12 protein-coding genes are annotated in these 17,381 nt (G+C 65.6%); 5 read left to right on the plus strand and 7 right to left on the minus strand.

Features of this window, described 5'->3' with window-relative positions; genetic code table 11:
• Positions 1-578: 578 nt before the first annotated feature.
• The 6 genes from FBZ93_RS16980 to FBZ93_RS17005 form a co-directional block, all read right to left on the minus strand.
• Positions 579-1,799, minus strand: a complete 1,221-nt coding sequence (locus FBZ93_RS16980) for an ABC transporter substrate-binding protein (protein WP_146987066.1) — start codon at positions 1,797-1,799, stop codon at positions 579-581.
• 247 nt (positions 1,800-2,046) lie between these two features.
• Positions 2,047-3,477: an amidase family protein gene (locus FBZ93_RS16985; protein WP_146987067.1), complete on the minus strand. Its 1,431-nt coding sequence runs from the start codon at positions 3,475-3,477 to the stop codon at positions 2,047-2,049.
• A gap of 39 nt (positions 3,478-3,516) precedes the next feature.
• Positions 3,517-4,935: an amidase family protein gene (locus FBZ93_RS16990; RefSeq protein ID WP_146987068.1), complete on the minus strand. Its 1,419-nt coding sequence runs from the start codon at positions 4,933-4,935 to the stop codon at positions 3,517-3,519.
• Positions 4,936-4,979: 44 nt separating this feature from the next.
• On the minus strand, positions 4,980-5,774 hold the full coding sequence (locus tag FBZ93_RS16995; protein WP_167529079.1) for a FadR/GntR family transcriptional regulator: 795 nt from the start codon (positions 5,772-5,774) through the stop codon (positions 4,980-4,982).
• A 128-nt stretch (positions 5,775-5,902) separates the two neighbouring features.
• Complete coding sequence (locus FBZ93_RS17000; protein ID WP_146987070.1) at positions 5,903-7,024, minus strand: amino acid ABC transporter permease; 1,122 nt, start codon at positions 7,022-7,024, stop codon at positions 5,903-5,905.
• A 1-nt stretch (position 7,025) separates the two neighbouring features.
• The gene (locus FBZ93_RS17005; protein WP_146987071.1) at positions 7,026-8,213 is read right to left on the minus strand and encodes an amino acid ABC transporter permease; all 1,188 of its coding nucleotides are present in this window, start codon (positions 8,211-8,213) and stop codon (positions 7,026-7,028) included.
• A 95-nt stretch (positions 8,214-8,308) separates the two neighbouring features.
• Here FBZ93_RS17005 and FBZ93_RS17010 point away from each other — a divergent pair, with 95 nt between their 5' ends.
• The 4 genes from FBZ93_RS17010 (at position 8,309) to FBZ93_RS17025 (ending at position 12,527) form a co-directional block, all read left to right on the plus strand.
• Positions 8,309-9,184: a MurR/RpiR family transcriptional regulator gene (locus tag FBZ93_RS17010; protein WP_146987072.1), complete on the plus strand. Its 876-nt coding sequence runs from the start codon at positions 8,309-8,311 to the stop codon at positions 9,182-9,184.
• Between the two features lie 17 nt (positions 9,185-9,201).
• Positions 9,202-10,557 (plus strand): aspartate aminotransferase family protein, encoded by a 1,356-nt coding sequence (locus FBZ93_RS17015; protein ID WP_146987416.1) that lies wholly within the window; start codon positions 9,202-9,204, stop codon positions 10,555-10,557.
• Between the two features lie 42 nt (positions 10,558-10,599).
• The gene (locus tag FBZ93_RS17020; RefSeq protein WP_146987073.1) at positions 10,600-11,610 is read left to right on the plus strand and encodes an amino acid ABC transporter substrate-binding protein; all 1,011 of its coding nucleotides are present in this window, start codon (positions 10,600-10,602) and stop codon (positions 11,608-11,610) included.
• A 281-nt stretch (positions 11,611-11,891) separates the two neighbouring features.
• Positions 11,892-12,527: an aspartate/glutamate racemase family protein gene (locus FBZ93_RS17025; RefSeq protein ID WP_146987074.1), complete on the plus strand. Its 636-nt coding sequence runs from the start codon at positions 11,892-11,894 to the stop codon at positions 12,525-12,527.
• A gap of 2 nt (positions 12,528-12,529) precedes the next feature.
• Here the strand turns inward: FBZ93_RS17025 and FBZ93_RS17030 are convergent, their stop codons facing one another.
• Positions 12,530-15,991: an Ig-like domain repeat protein gene (locus tag FBZ93_RS17030; protein ID WP_146987075.1), complete on the minus strand. Its 3,462-nt coding sequence runs from the start codon at positions 15,989-15,991 to the stop codon at positions 12,530-12,532.
• A 454-nt stretch (positions 15,992-16,445) separates the two neighbouring features.
• On the opposite strand from FBZ93_RS17030, the gene FBZ93_RS17035 reads away from it, so the two are divergent.
• Positions 16,446-17,381: a YiiG family protein gene (locus tag FBZ93_RS17035; protein ID WP_146987076.1), complete on the plus strand. Its 936-nt coding sequence runs from the start codon at positions 16,446-16,448 to the stop codon at positions 17,379-17,381.

Consider the following 17,381-nt stretch of genomic DNA (forward strand, 5'->3'; position numbering starts at 1 on the left):
ATTGCCGTCGCTCGAAAGCTGCTCACCATCCTCAACGCGATGATGCGCGACCGAAAACCCTATCGGGCGGCTCCTTCAACATAACAGTTGCCGGCCTTCGCCGGGACGACAGCGAATGTGTTGCGCTGTCTGTGGGTCACACTTCCGCGCTCTCGCGACATCTTCTGCCCGAGCTTTGCTCTTCGTTTTCGCCCTCTCCTTGAAGATGGGCCCCGAGCAAAAGGGTAGAAAGCTCGGGGGGTAGGACCACAGGCTTGCACCGTCGGGCAACTCAGTGGCACGCGCGCGTGAAGGAGCCACCGGCGGCAGGGTTCCCTCTCCCCTTGCGGGAGAGGGTGAGGGTTAGGGAGAGGGGTGCCTCACGACGTGCCCTCTCCAGTCAGGCGAGCACGCACGGCACATAGCCGAGATCGCGCGAGAACTTCACGCCAATGATCTCACCCGGGGCCACCCCTCTCCCTCCCTCTCCCGCAAGGGGAGAGGGAGCCGGAGAGGCGTGCTCACCTCACCGGTCGCTTCGGGTTCTCGGTTCGCGAGCTGCCGGGTACGCACCAGAGAATGACGAAAGAACGATCGCCCTAATGCGCCTTGGCGACGTAGGGGCAACCGCCTTCATCGAGTGGACGGAAGGCCTGGTCGCCCGGCACCGTCGCGAGATATTCGTAGAGATCCCATTTGCTCTTGGACTCTTCCGGCTTCTTGATCCGCATCAGATACATGTCATGCACCATGCGGCCGTCCTCGCGCACCACGCCGTTCTGGGCAAAGAAATCGTTGACCGGGGTCTTGCGCATCTGCGCGATCACGGTCTCCGAATCGACCGAGTTGGTGGCGGCAACGGCCTTGAAATAGTGCCGCAGCGCCGAGTTGACGCCGGCCTGGTAGGCCGTCGGCATCGCGCCGTGGCGCTTGAAGAACTCCTGGGCGAAGGCGCGCGTCTCGGGCGTGCGATCCCAATAGAAGGAATCGGTGAACAGCAGATCGTGCGCATGCGCGAGGCCGAGCGCGGGCACGTCGGTGAGCGTCACCTGCAGCGCGACGAGCTGCATGCTGGCGCGGATGTTGAACTCGTCGGCCTGCGACACCGCGTTGCGGAAGTCGGAGCCGGCATTGGCGAGCGCCAGGATCTTGGCGCCGGAGGACTGGGCCTGCAGCAGGAAGGACGAGAAATCGGCGGTGTCGAACGGATGGCGGACCGCGCCCAGCACCTTGCCGCCGGCCGATGTGACGGCCTTGCTGGCGTCGCGCTCCAGCGCTTGGCCGAACGCATAATCCGCCGTGAGGAAGAACCAGGGCGTGCCGCCACGCGCAACCACAGCCTTCGCCGTCGCGTTCGATGAAGCATAGGTGTCGTAGGTCCACTGCACGCTGGTCGGCGAACATTGCTTGCCGGTGAGATCGGATGAACCGGAGCCCGAGATCAGGAACAGCTTCTTGCGTTCGCGCGTCACGGTCTGGATCGCGAGCGCCACCGCGGAATTGACGCCTTCCGCGATCACGTCGACACCCTTGTTGTCGATCCAGTTGCGCACGATGCCGGTCGCGACGTCGGGCTTGTTCTGGTGATCGGCCGAGATGATCTCGATCTTGCGGCCGACGACCGTGCCGCCGATTTCCTCCGCAGCCATTTGCGCCGCTATCACCGATCCCGGGCCATTGCCGTCGGAATATTGCCCGCTCATGTCGGTGATGATGCCGACACGCAGGACGCCGTCCTCCGCGCGAGCTGCGCCGGCGGCAAAGGAGAGACACACCGCAGCAATTGCGATCAGGACATGCGAGCGTTTCGTGATGGACATTTCGTTCCCAGGGATTCGGATGGTTCGGACGATCTCCTGAAGCAATCAGGGATCGCCGACAACCCCGTTGGCAGGCATGGCGCTCTGCGAATCCGCGCCAAAATTCCGGGAGGAGGAACACGGCTGCGGCGCCGGCTCACGCGCCTCGCTGATCATGCGAACGCCGCGACGAGATTTCGCCGCGGCGTTGCTGGGACGTACGATTGGATCATACGAATCGACAATGCGAGATGGCGTCGAGATCGCCTCAGCGCCGCTCCCACAATTGCCTCACGAGGATGCCAACCTTGCGCTCGATCGCCTCGGCGGCATCGAGGCACATGTCCTCGCGATACCGCGAGCCGACGATCTGGACGCCGACCGGCACGCCTTCATGCAGACCGACCGGCACCACGGCCGCCGGCAGCCCCAGCACGTTGATCGACGAAATGAAGCGCAGATCGTTCCAGAACAACTCCTTGACGCGCTGTTCGCCGCCGAGATCGGCATTGACCTCCGGCGTCTTGCGTACCGATGTCGGCGTCAGCACCAGCGGATATTGCTCGAGGAACGTCATCCAGTTCCTGATATGACGGGACCGCTCGGCGATCGCCTTCATGTAGCCGGCCTGATCGAGCGGGTTCGCCAGCGCCATGAAGCCGTGGAACGTCTTCTGGAAGTCGGCGCTGGTGGTCGCCAGCATCTGGTCCTGCTGCAACACCCGGGTCTCGGTCATGATCAGGTCGCACCAGAGCTGCCAGACCTTGTTGAGATCGGGCACCTCGACTTCGCTGACCGCGTAGCCCGCGTCGGCCAGATGATCGGCCGCCTTGCGCTGGAGCGCGATCACGCCGCGATCGGTCGCCATGTCCTCGGGGATCTTCGCCAGCGCGACCTTGACCGGCGCGGCGGGCTTCGGCCCCTGCAACGGCGCCGGCACGTACCAGGGATCGCGCGGGTCGCGCTGCGCCATCACCTCGAGGCCGAGACGCACGTCGGCGACGTGGCGCGCCAGCGGTCCTTGCGACGACATGAACTGCGCCATCAGCGGCCGTTCTGCTGTGGCTGAGGGATTGAACGCAGGAATGCGGCCCTGGGTCGGCTTGATGGTGGCGATGCCGTTGCAATGCGCCGGCCAGCGCAGCGAGCCACCGATATCGTTGCCATGCGCGATGGTGCCGATGCCGGCCGCGATCGACGCGCCGGCGCCGCCCGATGATCCGCCGCACGTCACGTCCGCGTTCCAGGGATTGCGCGTCAGGCCGTGCAGCGGATTGTCGGTGAAGCCGCGCAACGAGAATTCCGGCGTGTTGGTCAGGCCGATGATGACGGCGCCGGCCTTCTTGAGATTGGCCGTCACCGGCGAGTCGCCCGGAGCGATGTTGTCCTTGAAGGCGACCACGCCGTTCGAATTGGCCTGGCCCTCGACGTCGATGTTGATCTTGATCGTGACCGGCACGCCGTGCAGCGGCCCAACGGCGCCGCCCTTCGCTTTGCTCGCGGCCAGCGCCGCATCCGCCGCCTTGGCGGCCTGCATCGCCGACGCGCCGAGATCGACGACGACGGCGTTGAGCGCCGGGTTGGCCTGCTGCATGCGCTCGAGATGGGCGCGAACCACCTCTTCCGATGTTACTTCGTTGTTCCGGATCGCCGCCGCCGTGTCCACGGCGGACCATTGCCAGATCGGTGCATTCGTCACGTGGTATTCCCCCGTTGCGTTAGGTGCTTTGTTATTGGTTCAGTCGCGCGGATCGATCGGCGTCAGCGTCGACGCACGCGCCTCGATCATCTCGGCGATGGCGAGACAGACATCCTCGCGGAAGCGGCCGGCGATCACCTGGACGCCGACCGGCACGCCGCCGGCGGTCCCTGTCGGGACCACGACCGACGGAAAGCCAAGCGCAGGCACCGCGAGCAGCGGCCGCTGCGCGTCGAGCAGCGCGTGCACCACGTCAGCATCTTCCTGATCCTGATCGAAGCGGAACGGCAGTTGCGCGGAGACCGGCAGGATGATGACCGGGCAACGCTCCTGGAACAGCTGCCAGGCCCGCACGATGGCGAGCCGCTGCTCGAAGCAGGCCAGCACCTGATCGCCGTCGAGCTCGGGCGCATAGGCGATATGGCCCTCGAGATTGTAGCGGGATCTATCGTCGCCGAATTTGCGGATCATCGGCGCCAGCACGCGCCGCTCCTCATTGATGACGAGGCGATGCCAGAGATCGGCGGCGTCTGCGAGCCGCGGCGGCAAGGTCTCCTCCACCGCAAAGCCGGCCTCCGCGAGCCAGTGTCCGGCGGCGCGCACCGCAGCGCTCACCTCCGGCGCCTCGTCGCCGAACGGCGCCGGCGCGATCGCAACACCGATCGGCCGCTTGAGCGGCGCACCTTGCAGCGGCACCGGCAGCCAGGTGCCGTCGCGCGCGTCCGCCTGCGCCATCGCGGCGAGGCCGGCGCGCAGATCGGCGACCGAGCGCGCGAGCGGCCCCTGCACCGACATCATCTGCGCCGTAATCGGACGATCGCTGGTGGCCGACGGATTGAAGGCGGGGATCCGTCCCGGGGTCGGACGCAGGCCGGCGACGCCGCAGGCGTAAGCGGGATAGCGGATCGAGCCGCCGAAATCATTGCCGTGCGCGATCGCGCCCATGCCGGAAGCGACCGCCGACGCGGCCCCGCCGCTGGAGCCGCCCGGTGTCAGGTGCCGGCCCCACGGATTATAGGTCGCGCCGTGCAGATCGTTGTTGGTGAACCAGCGGTGCGAGAACGCCGGCGTATTGGTGCGACCGACTATGACGGCGCCCGCCTTGCGAAAATTCGCGACCACCGGGCTGTCCTCGGTCGCTATCACGTCGCGGAATGCGACAACGCCGTTGGTGGTGGCGTGACCGCGCTGATCGACATTGACCTTGATGGTTACCGGCACGCCATGCAGCACGCCGAGCTCGGCGCTGGATTTCACTACGGCATCCGCGGTATCCGCCGCGGCCAGCGCTTCGTCGGCGAGCACTTCGACCACAGCGTTCAATGCCGGATTGACCTTGGCGATGCGATAGAGGCTGGACTGCACGGCGTCGCGGCTCGATATCGCACGCGTCGCGATCCCGCGCGCCAGATCGACGGCCGACCAGCTCCACAACTCATTCTCGCGCCGCGTGACCATTGTTGTTTCCTCCAACGCGTAATGCAGCAGTCAGCCGATGCGGTTCAGTCGAGCCGCAGCGGCTGGTGAAAGACCGGTAGGTCCATGCGCCGGTCTTCCGCGGGGACGACCACGGCTTCGGCGCTCAGCACATGATCGAGCATCACGCGCCGGGCACGCGCCGCGTTGCCGGAGCGGAACGCGGCCATCAGGCGCTTGTGAAACTCGATGTTCTCGCAGGTGAAGCTGGATGCGAATTCCTGCACGCCGAGCTTGCCGATCAGATGGCGGATCGCCTCGTTGACGAAGCGGGCGACCAGGCCGAGCAGCGGATTGGGACAGGCCTCGATCAGGATGTCGTGGAAATCGATCTCGGCATGGCGGTGGTGCTCCCAGTCCGCGTCGCCGCCTGGATGATGCTCCTGAACCGCGATCGCCTTGTCGAGCGCGGCGAAATGCGCGAGCGTGAGGTGGCCGACCACGCTGAAGGCGAGCTCCGGCTCGATCAGCCGTCGGATCTGGTAGATCTGCGCCGTCGAGATCGACTGGAAATAGAAGTAGTTGCTGAGCAGGCCGACGATCCGGTTGATCGACACCGGCGCCACCCGCGCGCCGCCGCCGGGCCCTGTCGTGTTCTGCACCAGCCCCTGCACTTCCAGCGACTTAAGCGCCTCGCGGATGGTTGAGCGGCTGCAGCCGAACATCTCGATCAGTTCGCTTTCCTGCGGCAGCCGGTCGTTCGGCTGCAAGCCGGCCTGGAAGATGTGGCTGCGGATCAGGTCGGCAACCGCGTCCGACCGCTTGCGCTTGATCGAGGCGCGCCGTGACGGGTCCAGGGACGGAAGGGTCGATTTATCCATTTTATAATCATAAATAGGATCGAGACGGCTTGGCAAGGGGCGATCGCCCCAAAGGGCCATCCTGCCCGGGGCTCATCCCGGGCATGACGGCAGACCCAACATTTGAGGAATTGGCGAGCGATGATCGCTCAGTTCGTTCCGCGCTGCGCCTCGAGGCTGCGGCTGTAGAGCGACATCGCAAAGCAGAACACGAAGTAGATCACGCCGACGAAGATGTAGACCTCGACGCTGAACGACTGCCAGGCCGGATCGACGATCGCGGTCTTGGCGGTCGTCAGAAGATCGAAGATGCCGATGATCAGGACCAGGCTGGTGTCCTTGAAGAAGGCGATGAAGGTGTTGACCAGCGGCGGGATGACGTGGCGGATCGCCTGCGGCAGCACGATCAGCGCGTGTTTCTGCCAATAGGACAGGCCGAGCGCATCCCCCGCTTCATACTGTCCGCGCGGCACCGCCTGCAAGCCGCCCCGCACCACTTCGGCAAGGTAGGCGCCGGCATAGAGGATGAAGGCGATCTGCGCGCGCAAGAGTTTGTCGATGTTGACGCCATCGGGCATGAACAGCGGGAACATCACGCTCGCCATGAACAAGAGGCTGATCAGCGGCACGCCGCGGATCAGTTCGACATAGAGCACGCAGAGCGAGCGGATCGCCGGCAATTTCGAGCGGCGGCCGAGCGCGACCAGGATACCGAGGGGGAAGCCGAACGCCAGTCCGAACGTCGCCAGGATCAGCGTCACCGGCAGCCCGCCCCAGCGGTCCTGGGTGACGAAGGTGAGACCAAGGAAGCCGCCCCACATCAGGCACCCGATCACGATCAGGGCCGCGGCCCACAGCAGGAACAGCTCCTTGCGCCAGAAGCTGCGGCGGCTCGAGACCGCGAATAGCGCGATGAAGATCAGGACCGCGAGCGCCGGCCGCCACTGCTCACTGAACGGATATGTGCCGAACAGGATGAAGCGATACTTCTCGGGCACGACGGCCCAGCAGGCGCCGACGCCGCGCAGCGCGCGGCAGGCGCTGCTGTCGTTGCCGGAGACGATCCAGACCGCGTTGGCGATGCCCCATTGCCAGAGGCCGATGCACGCCTTGCCGAGCAGGAACAGCAAGACCAGCGTCATGATGCTGGAGGGGATCGAGGCGAACAGATTGGCGCGCAGCCACGCGGTGAGGTGACCACCGAGCGCCCGCGGCGCCGGCCGCGGGCCGATCGGCAATGGATCCTGTGGCAGGTGGGCGACCGAGCTCATGTCAGCGCTCCACCAGCGCGATGCGCGCATTGTACCAGTTCATGAACAGGCTGATGCCGAGGCTGATGGTGAGGAATACCAGCATGATCAGCGCGATCGACTCGATCGCCTGCCCGGTCTGGTTCAGCGTGGTGTTGGCGACCGAGACGATGTCCTGGTAGCCGACCGCGACCGCGAGCGAGGAGTTCTTGGTCAGGTTCAGATACTGGCTGGTCATCGGCGGGATGATGACACGCAGCGCCTGCGGCAGCACGATGTGTTGCAAGACAAAGCCGCGCTTCAGCCCGAGCGCCTTGGCCGCCTCCGACTGGCCGCGCGGCACCGCCTGGATGCCGCTGCGCACGATCTCGGCGATGAAGGCCGAGGTGTAGGTGACGAGTGCGATCAGCAGCGCGAAGTATTCCGGCGCCAGGGTCAGCCCGCCGACGAAGTTGAAGCCGCGCAGCTCCGGCAGCGTGATGCTCCAGCTCGCGCCCGAGAGGAACGACACCAGCGCAGGCAGCGCGACGACGAGGCCGAGCGCATAGGGCCACGCGGCACGCGCTCGGCCATCGACCATCTGCTGCGCGATCAGGCGGCGCCGGACGAAGCGGAAAACCATCAGGCCTGCGACTAGCGCCAGGATGGTCCACCAATTGGCCTCATGCAGCGGGACCGACGGCAGGATCAGGCCGCGATTGGAGAGATAGACGCCCTCGACCGGCTTCCACGCCTGGCGCGCCGCCGGCAGGCCCTGCATCAGCACGTACCAGAACAGCAGCTGCAGCAGCAGCGGCAGGTCGCGCAGCACCTCGACATAAACGGCGGCAAGCCGCGCCAAGAGCCAGTTCGACGACAGCCGCGCGATGCCGACCAGCGTGCCGATCACGGTCGCCAGCACGATGCCGATCACCGCGACGCGCAGCGTGTTGACGATGCCGACGATGAAGGCCCGCAGGTAAGTGTCCTTCGGCGTGTAGTCGATCCAGCTGTCGGCGATCGGCATGCCGGCTTCGCGGCCGAGGAAGGCGAAGCCGGTCGAGATGCGCCGTACCGAGAGATTATGGATCGCGTTCGACCACAGGAAGGCGACGATCGCGACCGCGATCCCAACCACGAGGATCTGCCAGAACAGCCCGGCGACGCGGGGATCGCTGAGCGAAAGCCGCCAGGGCCGGGCGGGAGGGCGTTTCGGCGTCGATGTCGTCACAGCACAAGGATCCCAATGAGAAGCGATCTTCTGCCATGCGCTATATGCGCGCGTCATATGTTGCACCAAATTGATAATTGTGCAACATATGTTTCATGGCCCAGGCTCAGCCGAAACCATCGCCCCTCAACGAATTGTGCAGCGCATTGCCGTCGCTGCCAATGCGCTTGCAGGAGGTTGGTCGGTTTGTCGCAGCCAATGATTACGACGCCACCACCCGCTCGATGCGCGAGCTTGCCTCCGTCGCCGGCGCCGATCCCGCCTCCTTCACCCGCCTGGCCAAAGCGCTCGGCTATTCCGGCTGGGACGAATTGCGCGCCGCACTCACCGAGGCGCGACGGCCGGCGCAGGGCTCGCCCTTCTCCGGCCGAGCCAAGAGCCGCCGCGGCGGGCCGAATGCCGACGTCAAACTGGTTCACGACAAGCTCGAGGCGGAAGCGGCGGGCCTTGCGCGGATTTCCGCGAACGCGATCGCCGACGCCGCGCGTGCGCTGCACACGGCGAGCCGGATCTGGATCACGGGATTTCGCAGCTGCCGCAGCGTTGCGGAACTGCTGACCTATCAGCTTCGCCTGTTCCGCCCCGACGCCGTGCAGCTGGTCGGCGGTTCCGGCCCGTTCGATCTCGACCACGGCGCCTTCCGCGCCGACGACGCGGTGGTGGTGATCGGCTTTGCGCCCTACACGCTGGTCAGCGTCGAGACGGCGCGTGCGGCGCATCAGGCGCGCGCGACGCTGATCGCGATCGCCGACACCATCAGCGCGCCGATGGCCGAGGGCGCCGATCATCTCCTGCTGTTCGAGGCCGCCTCCTCTCCCGGCTTCTTCCCGAGCCTGACCGGCGCGATCGCGGTGGCGCAGTCGCTTGCCGCCGTTGCCTTCACGCTGGGCGGCGCGAGCGCAAAACGCAAGCTGGAGGAGACCGAGGGCCGGCTTGCCGAGATGTCGCAATATTTTGTCGAGAAAGGATGAGTGTCATGGCAGTCCCCTTGGCAGCCCACAAGAGCCGCGTGATGCATCGGAGCCTGCGCGAAACCCCGCCGAAGGCGGTCGGCGGCGAAGGTGTCTGGTTGATCGGTGAGGATGGCCATCGCATTCTGGATTCCTCCGGCGGCGCCGCGGTGTCCTGCCTCGGCCATCAGCATCCGCGGATTCTGGCCGCGATCGCCAAGCAGGCCTCAAAGCTTGCTTACGCGCACACCAGCTTCTTCTCGTCGGAGCCTGCGGAAGAGCTCGCCGAGCGGCTGGTCGGCCACGAGCCCGGAGGGCTCGGCTACGTCTATTTCGTCAGCGGCGGGTCGGAGGCGATCGAAGCCTCGATCAAGCTGGCACGGCAATATTTCATCGAGCGCGGCGAGCCGAAGCGCGCGCGCTTCATCGCGCGGCGGCAGAGCTATCACGGCAATACGCTGGGCGCGCTGTCGGCCGGCGGCAATGCCTGGCGCCGCGAGCCCTACGCGCCGCTGCTGTCGCCCTCGTTCAGCCACGTCACGCCGGCCTTCGCCTATCACGAGAAGCGCGACGATGAATCGGAGGCCGCCTTTGTGGCCCGCCTCGCCGCCGAGCTCGAAGCCGAATTCCAGCGGCTCGGCCCGGAGAATGTCGCCGCCTTCATCGCCGAGCCCGTGGTCGGCGCCACCGCCGGCTGCGTGCCGGCGCCGGAGGGCTACTTCAAGGCGGTGCGCGAGATCTGCAACCGCCACGGCGCGCTGCTGATCCTCGACGAGGTGATGTGCGGCATGGGCCGCACCGGCACGCTGCATGCGTGGGAGCAGGAAGGCATTTCGCCGGACATCCAGGCGGTCGCCAAAGGCCTCGGCGGCGGCTACCAGCCGATCGGCGCAATGCTTGCGAGCGGCAACATCGTCGGCACCGTGCGCAACGGCTCCGGCGCGTTCCAGCATGGCCATACCTATCTGGCGCATCCGCTCGCCTGCGCTGCCGCGCTCGAGGTGCAGAAGACGATCGCCGAGGAGAAGCTGCTCGATCAGGTCAAGGAGCGCGGCCGCCAGCTCGAGCAGCGGCTGGTCGAACGCTTCGGCAATCACCGCCATGTCGGCGACATCAGGGGCCGCGGCCTGTTCTGGGGCATCGAGCTGGTCGCCGATCGCGGCACGCGGCAGTCGTTCGATCCCAAGCTGAAATTGCATCAACGGATCAAGTCGGCGGCGTTCGCCGGCGGCCTCGGCTGTTATCCGTCGGGCGGCACCGCCGACGGCCAGCGCGGCGACCATGTGCTGCTCGCCCCGCCCTATATCGCAACTTCCGGCGACATCGACATGATCGTCGAACGACTAGGCGTTGCAGTAGACAGCGCATTGAAGGACATCGGTCACGGAGCATGATCCGGAGAGGATCATGCTGAAACAAGGAGGGAGGAGGACAGAATGAGGAACGTATTGATCACGGCGAGCCTGCTCGTCGCGGGGCTCTCAACCGCAAGCGCGGCGACGCTCGACACCGTCAAGCAGCGCGGCACGCTGGTGTGCGGCGTCTCGACCGGCTTCGCCGGTTTCTCGGCGCCGGACTCGCAGGGCAACTTCAAGGGCCTCGATGTCGACTATTGCCGCGCGCTTGCGGCCGGCATCCTCGGCGATCCCGCCAAGGTGCGCTACGTCGCGCTGACCGCGCAGAACCGCTTCACCGCGCTGCAGTCGGGCGAAATCGACGTGCTCTACCGCAACTCGACGCAGACCTATCTGCGCGGCACCACGCTCGGCCTGCGCCAGGGTCCGGTCAATTTCTACGACGGCCAGGGCTTTGTGGTGAAGAAGGACCTCGGCGTAAAGGAGCTGAAGGATCTCAAGGGCGCCACCGTCTGCGTCGCGCAAGGCACCACGCATGAGGTGACACTCGGCGATTACGGTCGCGCCAACGGCATCGACTGGAAGCCGTTGGTGTTCGACCGCCCTGACACCATGTACCAGACCTTCTTCGGCGGCCGCTGCGATGCCATGACCCAGGACGCCTCGGCGCTCGCCGGCGCGGTCGCCACCGCAGCACCAAAAGCCGACGACTATGTCGTGCTGCCGCAGACCATCAGCAAGGAGCCGCTCGGCCCGTTCACCCGCAACGGCGACGAGGTGTGGAGCGACATCATCACCTGGCTGCACTACGGCCTGGTCGAAGCTGAAGAGCTCGGTGTCACCCAGGCCAATGTCGACGAGATGACGAAGTCGCAAGTCCCGGCGATCCAGCGCCTGCTCGGCGCATCCGGCGATCTCGGCTCCCGGCTCGGCCTCGACAACAAATGGCTGGTCGGAGCGATCAAGGCCGGCGGCAATTATGGCGAAATCTTCGAGCGCAATGTCGGTAAGGCAAGCCCCTTGAAGCTCGAGCGCGGCCTCAACGCCACCTGGAGCAAGGGCGGCTTGATGTACGCGATCCCGTTCAAGTGATGACCTGAGAATCTATCTCTCACGTCATTGCGAGCCAACGGGTCGCGCGAACGCGCGCCCGATGACAGGCTCCGCGAAGCAATCCATCGTGCCGCGCAAGCGGAGGCATGGATTGCTTCGTCGCTACCGCTCCTCGCAATGACCGGGTTGGTAGATTTTACGACCTCCGACTTCGCCCCGCGCCTGTCCGCCGAAGCCTAGGCGAAGGCCGATGCGGGGTGAGACGCCCTCACCCCACCCCTCTCCCCGCAAAGAGCGAGGAGAGGAAGAAGAATGAAGTCATGCGCATCACGCTCATTCATGCCCTGAAGCATTCGATCGTGCCGATCGAGGCCTCGTTCGCGCGTCATTGGCCTGAGGCGCGGCTGATGAACCTGCTCGACGACAGCCTGTCGGCCGACCTCGCGCGCGACGGCAAGCTCACCGATCGCATGACCGAGCGCTTCCTCGCCATGGGCCGCTATGCAGCCAGCACCGGCGCTGACGGTATTCTCTTCACCTGCTCGGCATTCGGGCCCTGCATCGAGGCGGTGGCGCGCGCGCACGCGCCGATGCCGGTGCTTAAGCCGAACGAGGCGATGATCGAGCAGGCGGTCGCACGGGGAAAGCGGATCGGCCTGCTCTCGACCTTCCCGCCGACGCTGGTGTCGATGCCGCCGGAATTTCCGTCGTCCGTGACGCTGGTGCCGAAGCTCGCCGAGGGCGCGCTGGCCGCGCTCGATCGCGGCGACCGCGCCGAGCATGATCGCATCGTGGTCGAGGCAAGCAAGGCGTTGCGCGACTGCGATCTGATCGCGCTTGCCCAATACAGCATGGCGCCTGCGGCCCAACGCGTCGCCGAGATCACCGGCCGCGAGGTGCTGACGACGCCGGACAGCGCGGTCAAGAAGTTGAAAGCGATGCTCGAGGCTGCGTAGCTCTATTGCGCGCTGAACGGCACCGATGCGCGCGCCCGATAGGTCCAGAGCGAAAAGCCGCTTCCGATCCCGCTGCGCTCACCGCCCACCGATATTTGCGCGCCGCCCGCAAGGCGGGCGTTGAGTCCGCCGATCGCCCGTGCCGACCAGCCGTCGAGCACGATCGCCGCCGGAATGGCCGGCGCGACCAGCGCCGCCGTGGCATCGTCCGTATTGAAATAGTAGTCGCCGTACAGGCCGACATACGGCGCGAGCTGCACGGTCGGCGACCAGGCGACCGGATAGACAACTTTGACCCCGCCGCTGGCGCGGCCGGTTGAGAAATTGCGTGCGGTCTGCATCGTGCCGAGCGAATCGGTGTAAGCGTCCTCGCGTTCCCACAGGGCGTAGATCCGCGCCGACGGCTCGATCTGGAAACCATATGTCGCGTAGGTGCCGGTCAGCCCGCCGGAAACCAGCCAGCGGTGGCCGCCGAACGTCGCGGCGGCAGTACCGGCCATACCGTCAAAGCCGATTCCGGAATAGGCGACCGCCGCATCGAAGCGCAGATTCGAATTCAGCATCCAGCCGAGATAGGAGCCGACCGTCCAGCCGTCGCCCTTGAGGCGGCCTTGCAGCGCGTCGGAGCGATAATCAAAGTTCTCGTAGCCGCCCAACACGCCGACCAGGAAGTTCGGCTGCAGCTTTCGGGTCAAGCCCATCAGCCAATTGACCTGATTGCCGTAAAGCATCGGTGCGGTCGTCGGAGTCCCAAGCGCGCCGGCGCTGTTCCAGCGATTGAGCACGGCGCCGTGCACCTCGGCCCAGCCGAGCCAGTCCGGCGCCGGCGCCGGGCGCGGCGGCGCCTTGGTCGGTGCGGCGTACGCAAGCGCGCCGAAAGCGTCATCGACGCGCGAAGACTGGGCATTGCCGCGCGACGCGGCAAGATTGCGCGTGCCTGACGCGGTGCCGTTCAAACTCGCGAATGGATCCGTCGGATTCGACGTGGCTGCCGCAGCCGGTTGCGCGTCAGGGTCAGCCGCGAAGTTGAAGCGAAGGCCGCTGCCGTTCGGCGCGACGAATGCACCGCCGCCGTCGGCGAATCCCTCGGTGACGGCGGCGTTGACCGCACCGCTGATCGCGTCGCCCGAAACCTGCGCCGCCACCGGCGCCGCGAGCACCTGCATGGCACGCAGCTTCAGGCTGTCCGAGGGCGTGTTGACGACCTGCGTCAGCGGTGACGAGGTGCTGGCGACGAAGCTCGGGCCGCCGCCAAAGCTCGCAGTGATGTTGTGCGAGCCCAAGGTGAGCGAGGCGGTCGTGAACTGGACGGCGCCCGCCGACAGCGCTGCCGTGCCGATCACCGTTGCGCCATCCTTGAAGGTCACCGTACCTGCCGGCGCGCCGCCGCTGCTCGATACGGTCGCGGTGAACGTCACCGCCTGGCCGACCTGGCTCGGATTGAGCGACGACGTCAGCGTCGTCGTGGTTGGCGACTGCGCGCCCACCGTGACGGAGGCAGTCGCCGCATTGCCGCTGCCGGCCTCATTGGAGGTGACCACTGACGTCGTATTGGTCTTCACGCCTGCACTCGTTCCGGTCACGTTGACCGAGAACGAGCACGAGCCATTGGCGGGGATCGATCCGTTGGCAAGATTGACGCTGCCGCCGCCCGCCGCCGCCGTGATCGTGCCGGCGCCACACGAGCCGCTGACGCCTGAAGGGGTTGCAACCACGAGCCCGGCCGGCAGCGCGTCGGTGAACCCGACGCCCGTCAATGTGACCGCATGACCGGGATTGCTGATCGTGAAAGTCAGCGACGTCGTACCATTCAGGGGAATCGACGCCGCGCCGAACGACGCTGCGATCACGGGTGGCGCGACGCCGCCCACCGTCACGCTGACGCTTGCCGTGTTGTTGCCGGCGGCCGGATCGGCTTGATCGCTATGCGAGATTGTCGCGGTGTTGGTGATGGCCCCCGACCCGGTGACCTTGGCTGTGATGCCCAGCGTCTGCGGCGTGGCCGTCGTGACGGTGCCGACCGTCCAGAGTCCCGTGCCGTTATTGTACGTTCCCTGGCTCGGGGTCGCGCTGACAAAGCTCAGTCCGGCGGGAAGAATATCCTGAACCGTCACCCCGGTGGCCTGCGCCGGCCCGCCGTTCGTAACCTTGACCGTGTAGGTGATGGTATCGCCGGCGGCCGGATTGGCATTGCTCACGGTCTTGCTGAGCGCAAGATCGGCCTGCGTCGGCGAGATGGTCGCACTCGCCGCATTGTTCGCGGTGTTGGGATCGAATTGATCGCTATGCGAGACCGTCGCGGTGTTGGTGATGTTGTTTGCAGCCGTAACCACCGCCCGAATCGTCAGCGTCTGCGGTGTGATCGTCGTGACCGTCCCGACCGTCCAGGTACCCGTGCCTAAGATATACGACCCCTGGCTCGGGCTTGCGCTCACCAGGCTCAACCCGGCGGGAAGCAGGTCCTGCACCGTCACGCCGGTCGCCTGGTTTGGGCCGATGTTCGACAGGGTGATCGTATAGGTGATGGTATCGCCGACATTGGGAGCAGCATTGTCGACGGTCTTGCTAAGCGCGAGATCGGCCTGCGCCGGCGTGATGGTCGCACTCGCCGAGTTGTTTGCGGCGCTGGGATCGTATTGATCGCTATGCGAGACCGTCGCGGTGTTGGTGAGCGCAGTCGAGCTCGCAACCTGCGCCGCGATGGTGAGCGTCTGCGGCACGCCCGCCGTGACCGTCCCGACCGTCCAGGTACCCGTCCCGGAACTATACGTGCCTTGGCTCGGGGTCGCGCTGACGAAGGTCAACCCCGCGGGAAGCAGGTCCTGCACCGTCACATTTGTCGCCGTGTTCGGCCCCGCGTTCGACAAGGTGATCGTGTAATTGATGGTGGCGCCGGCGTTTGGCGTCGGGTTGTCCACAATCTTTGCGATCGAGAGGTCGGCCTGTTGAGGCGTGACGGTCGCGCTTGCGGAGTTGTTGCCCGGGTTGGGATCGGCTTCAACGGCACTAATGATGTTTGCGGTGTTGGTCGCAGCAGTCGGGCTCGTCACAGTGGCCCGGATCAACAGCGTCGCTGGGGTGACGGTGTCGACTGTCCCGATCGTCCATAGGCCGTTCGAGGAGTTGTATGATCCGACACTCGGGGTCGCGCTCACGAAGCTCAGGCTTGCGGGCAGCACATCACTTGCGAAAACACTGGTCGCGGACTGCGGTCCCAGATTGGTCACCGTAAACGTAAACGTAATGGTGTCGCCAACATTGGGGCTCGGGTTATCGACCCCCAGCCCGGCCGCAAGGTCCGCTTGGGCATGCGCGGCCTGCGTCCCGCAGAGCAAGCACAGCACGGCTGCAACCAGAAGGAATGCGGAGCACTTTCCGATCCGGCGCAGCACCGAGCCGGCGAGGCCGTTCCAGCGAAGTGTCCGCGCAATGGCCGAGCCGAAGCCCTCGGAGAGGCTCCCCATGACATTCACCTAAACAAAAATTAAAAAAATGCGCGGTCGCCTGGTCCCGCTCGCCGTTGCCGCCTGGTCACGGCGAGAACGCTGAACGAGTCCAGCGGAATCATGGTCGCATCGCGGCAGACTCGGTGCAACGATCGCCGGCCGATCGCAAAGTTTTTGCCGAAGCGATGTTGCCGACAGAGCACACATCACACTGAAGCCACTGGCCAATCGGCGCTGACAACCCGACAGCGCGATGCTCAAGCTCAAGGCGATGCCCGGAATCAAGTAGGCGTGGACATGAACGTCGGACTCCGGCGGTCAATCGACGGCTTTTGCCCGTAGCCGACAAACAAGTCTATCGATAGTGTGCCGCGCGGCGTCGGCGGAGGCTCGTGTGACGTCACGTTCTGCGTCACATAATCTTCCCAGGTTGAGGCGGCCAACTTCCGGCTGAGATGAGGGCAAACTCCCGATGCGAAATTTCTTTGTGGTTGCAGCCATCGCTGCATTCCTCGAACCGGCGGCCGCCGAACAGGCCCCGCCCGCATCATCGGCGGGCGCGCAACTGACGCATAAGATGAATGCCTATGTCGGGTGCATCAACCGTCTCTCGGCACGATCGTACGAATCCCGCGACCGCTACTTTTCCTGGGCCGCCAAGAGCGGTCCCACCGGCAAGGAGCGGATCATTTACGGCACCTACACGATCTACGACACCTCCGACTGCAAGACGAGCGTCGCGGCTGCCAATGCGGCGGACCCGCACGATGCCGAGCTTGAGGCTGCGGCGAATGCCTATGTTGCAGCCGTCACCACGCTCGAGCCGCTGTTGAAGGAGGCCGACGACTACTATTCGCAGGAGAATTACAAGGACGACAAGATGGTCAAGGGCAAGGCGCTGCATCCGCGCCTGGTCGCGGCGTGGGATGCGTTTGCCAGCGCCGACAAGGCGCTGCGGGCCGGCGTCGAGGCCATCAATGACAAACGCGCCGCCGAACAGCTCGCCGCGATCGAGGCGAGCGAAGGCCGCAAGTCGCACTACTATGTCGAGGCGCTGATGATCCAGGCCAAGCGCGTGCTTCGCGCGCAGCAGGCCGACAAACCCGACATCGACGCGATAACCCAGGCGCTCAACGAGTACGAGACCACGGTGAAGGCAACCGAGGACGCCTCCGGCAAGGACGGCGACGTCAAGCTCGGCTCGATGTTCATCGGCAGCGCCAAATCATTCCTCACCACGGCCAAGCAACTGATGCGCCGCGTTCGCGACAAGGTGCCTTACAGCTCGGGTGAGAAGATGATGCTGGGCAACGCCGGCTCCGGCTGGATGGTGGAAGGATCGCCGGCTCGGCTGATGCGCGACTACAATCAGCTCGTCGACGGCTACAACCGCGGCGCCCGCATCTGA

The sequence above is a fragment of the Bradyrhizobium macuxiense genome (assembly GCF_007993935.1).
Lineage (GTDB): Bacteria > Pseudomonadota > Alphaproteobacteria > Rhizobiales > Xanthobacteraceae > Bradyrhizobium > Bradyrhizobium macuxiense_A.

What these genes read in the sequence shown, in the direction of transcription:
- FBZ93_RS16980 (WP_146987066.1), bottom strand. Translation starts at nt 1,799, where the DNA reads ATGTCCATCACGAAACGCTCGCATGTCCTGATCGCAATTGCTGCGGTG.
- FBZ93_RS17010 (WP_146987072.1), top strand. Translation starts at nt 8,309, where the DNA reads ATGGCCCAGGCTCAGCCGAAACCATCGCCCCTCAACGAATTGTGCAGC.
- FBZ93_RS17000 (WP_146987070.1), bottom strand. Translation starts at nt 7,024, where the DNA reads ATGAGCTCGGTCGCCCACCTGCCACAGGATCCATTGCCGATCGGCCCG.
- FBZ93_RS16990 (WP_146987068.1), bottom strand. Translation starts at nt 4,935, where the DNA reads ATGGTCACGCGGCGCGAGAATGAGTTGTGGAGCTGGTCGGCCGTCGAT.
- FBZ93_RS17030 (WP_146987075.1), bottom strand. Translation starts at nt 15,991, where the DNA reads ATGGGGAGCCTCTCCGAGGGCTTCGGCTCGGCCATTGCGCGGACACTT.
- FBZ93_RS17025 (WP_146987074.1), top strand. Translation starts at nt 11,892, where the DNA reads ATGCGCATCACGCTCATTCATGCCCTGAAGCATTCGATCGTGCCGATC.
- FBZ93_RS17035 (WP_146987076.1), top strand. Translation starts at nt 16,446, where the DNA reads ATGCGAAATTTCTTTGTGGTTGCAGCCATCGCTGCATTCCTCGAACCG.
- FBZ93_RS17020 (WP_146987073.1), top strand. Translation starts at nt 10,600, where the DNA reads ATGAGGAACGTATTGATCACGGCGAGCCTGCTCGTCGCGGGGCTCTCA.
- FBZ93_RS16995 (WP_167529079.1), bottom strand. Translation starts at nt 5,774, where the DNA reads ATGGATAAATCGACCCTTCCGTCCCTGGACCCGTCACGGCGCGCCTCG.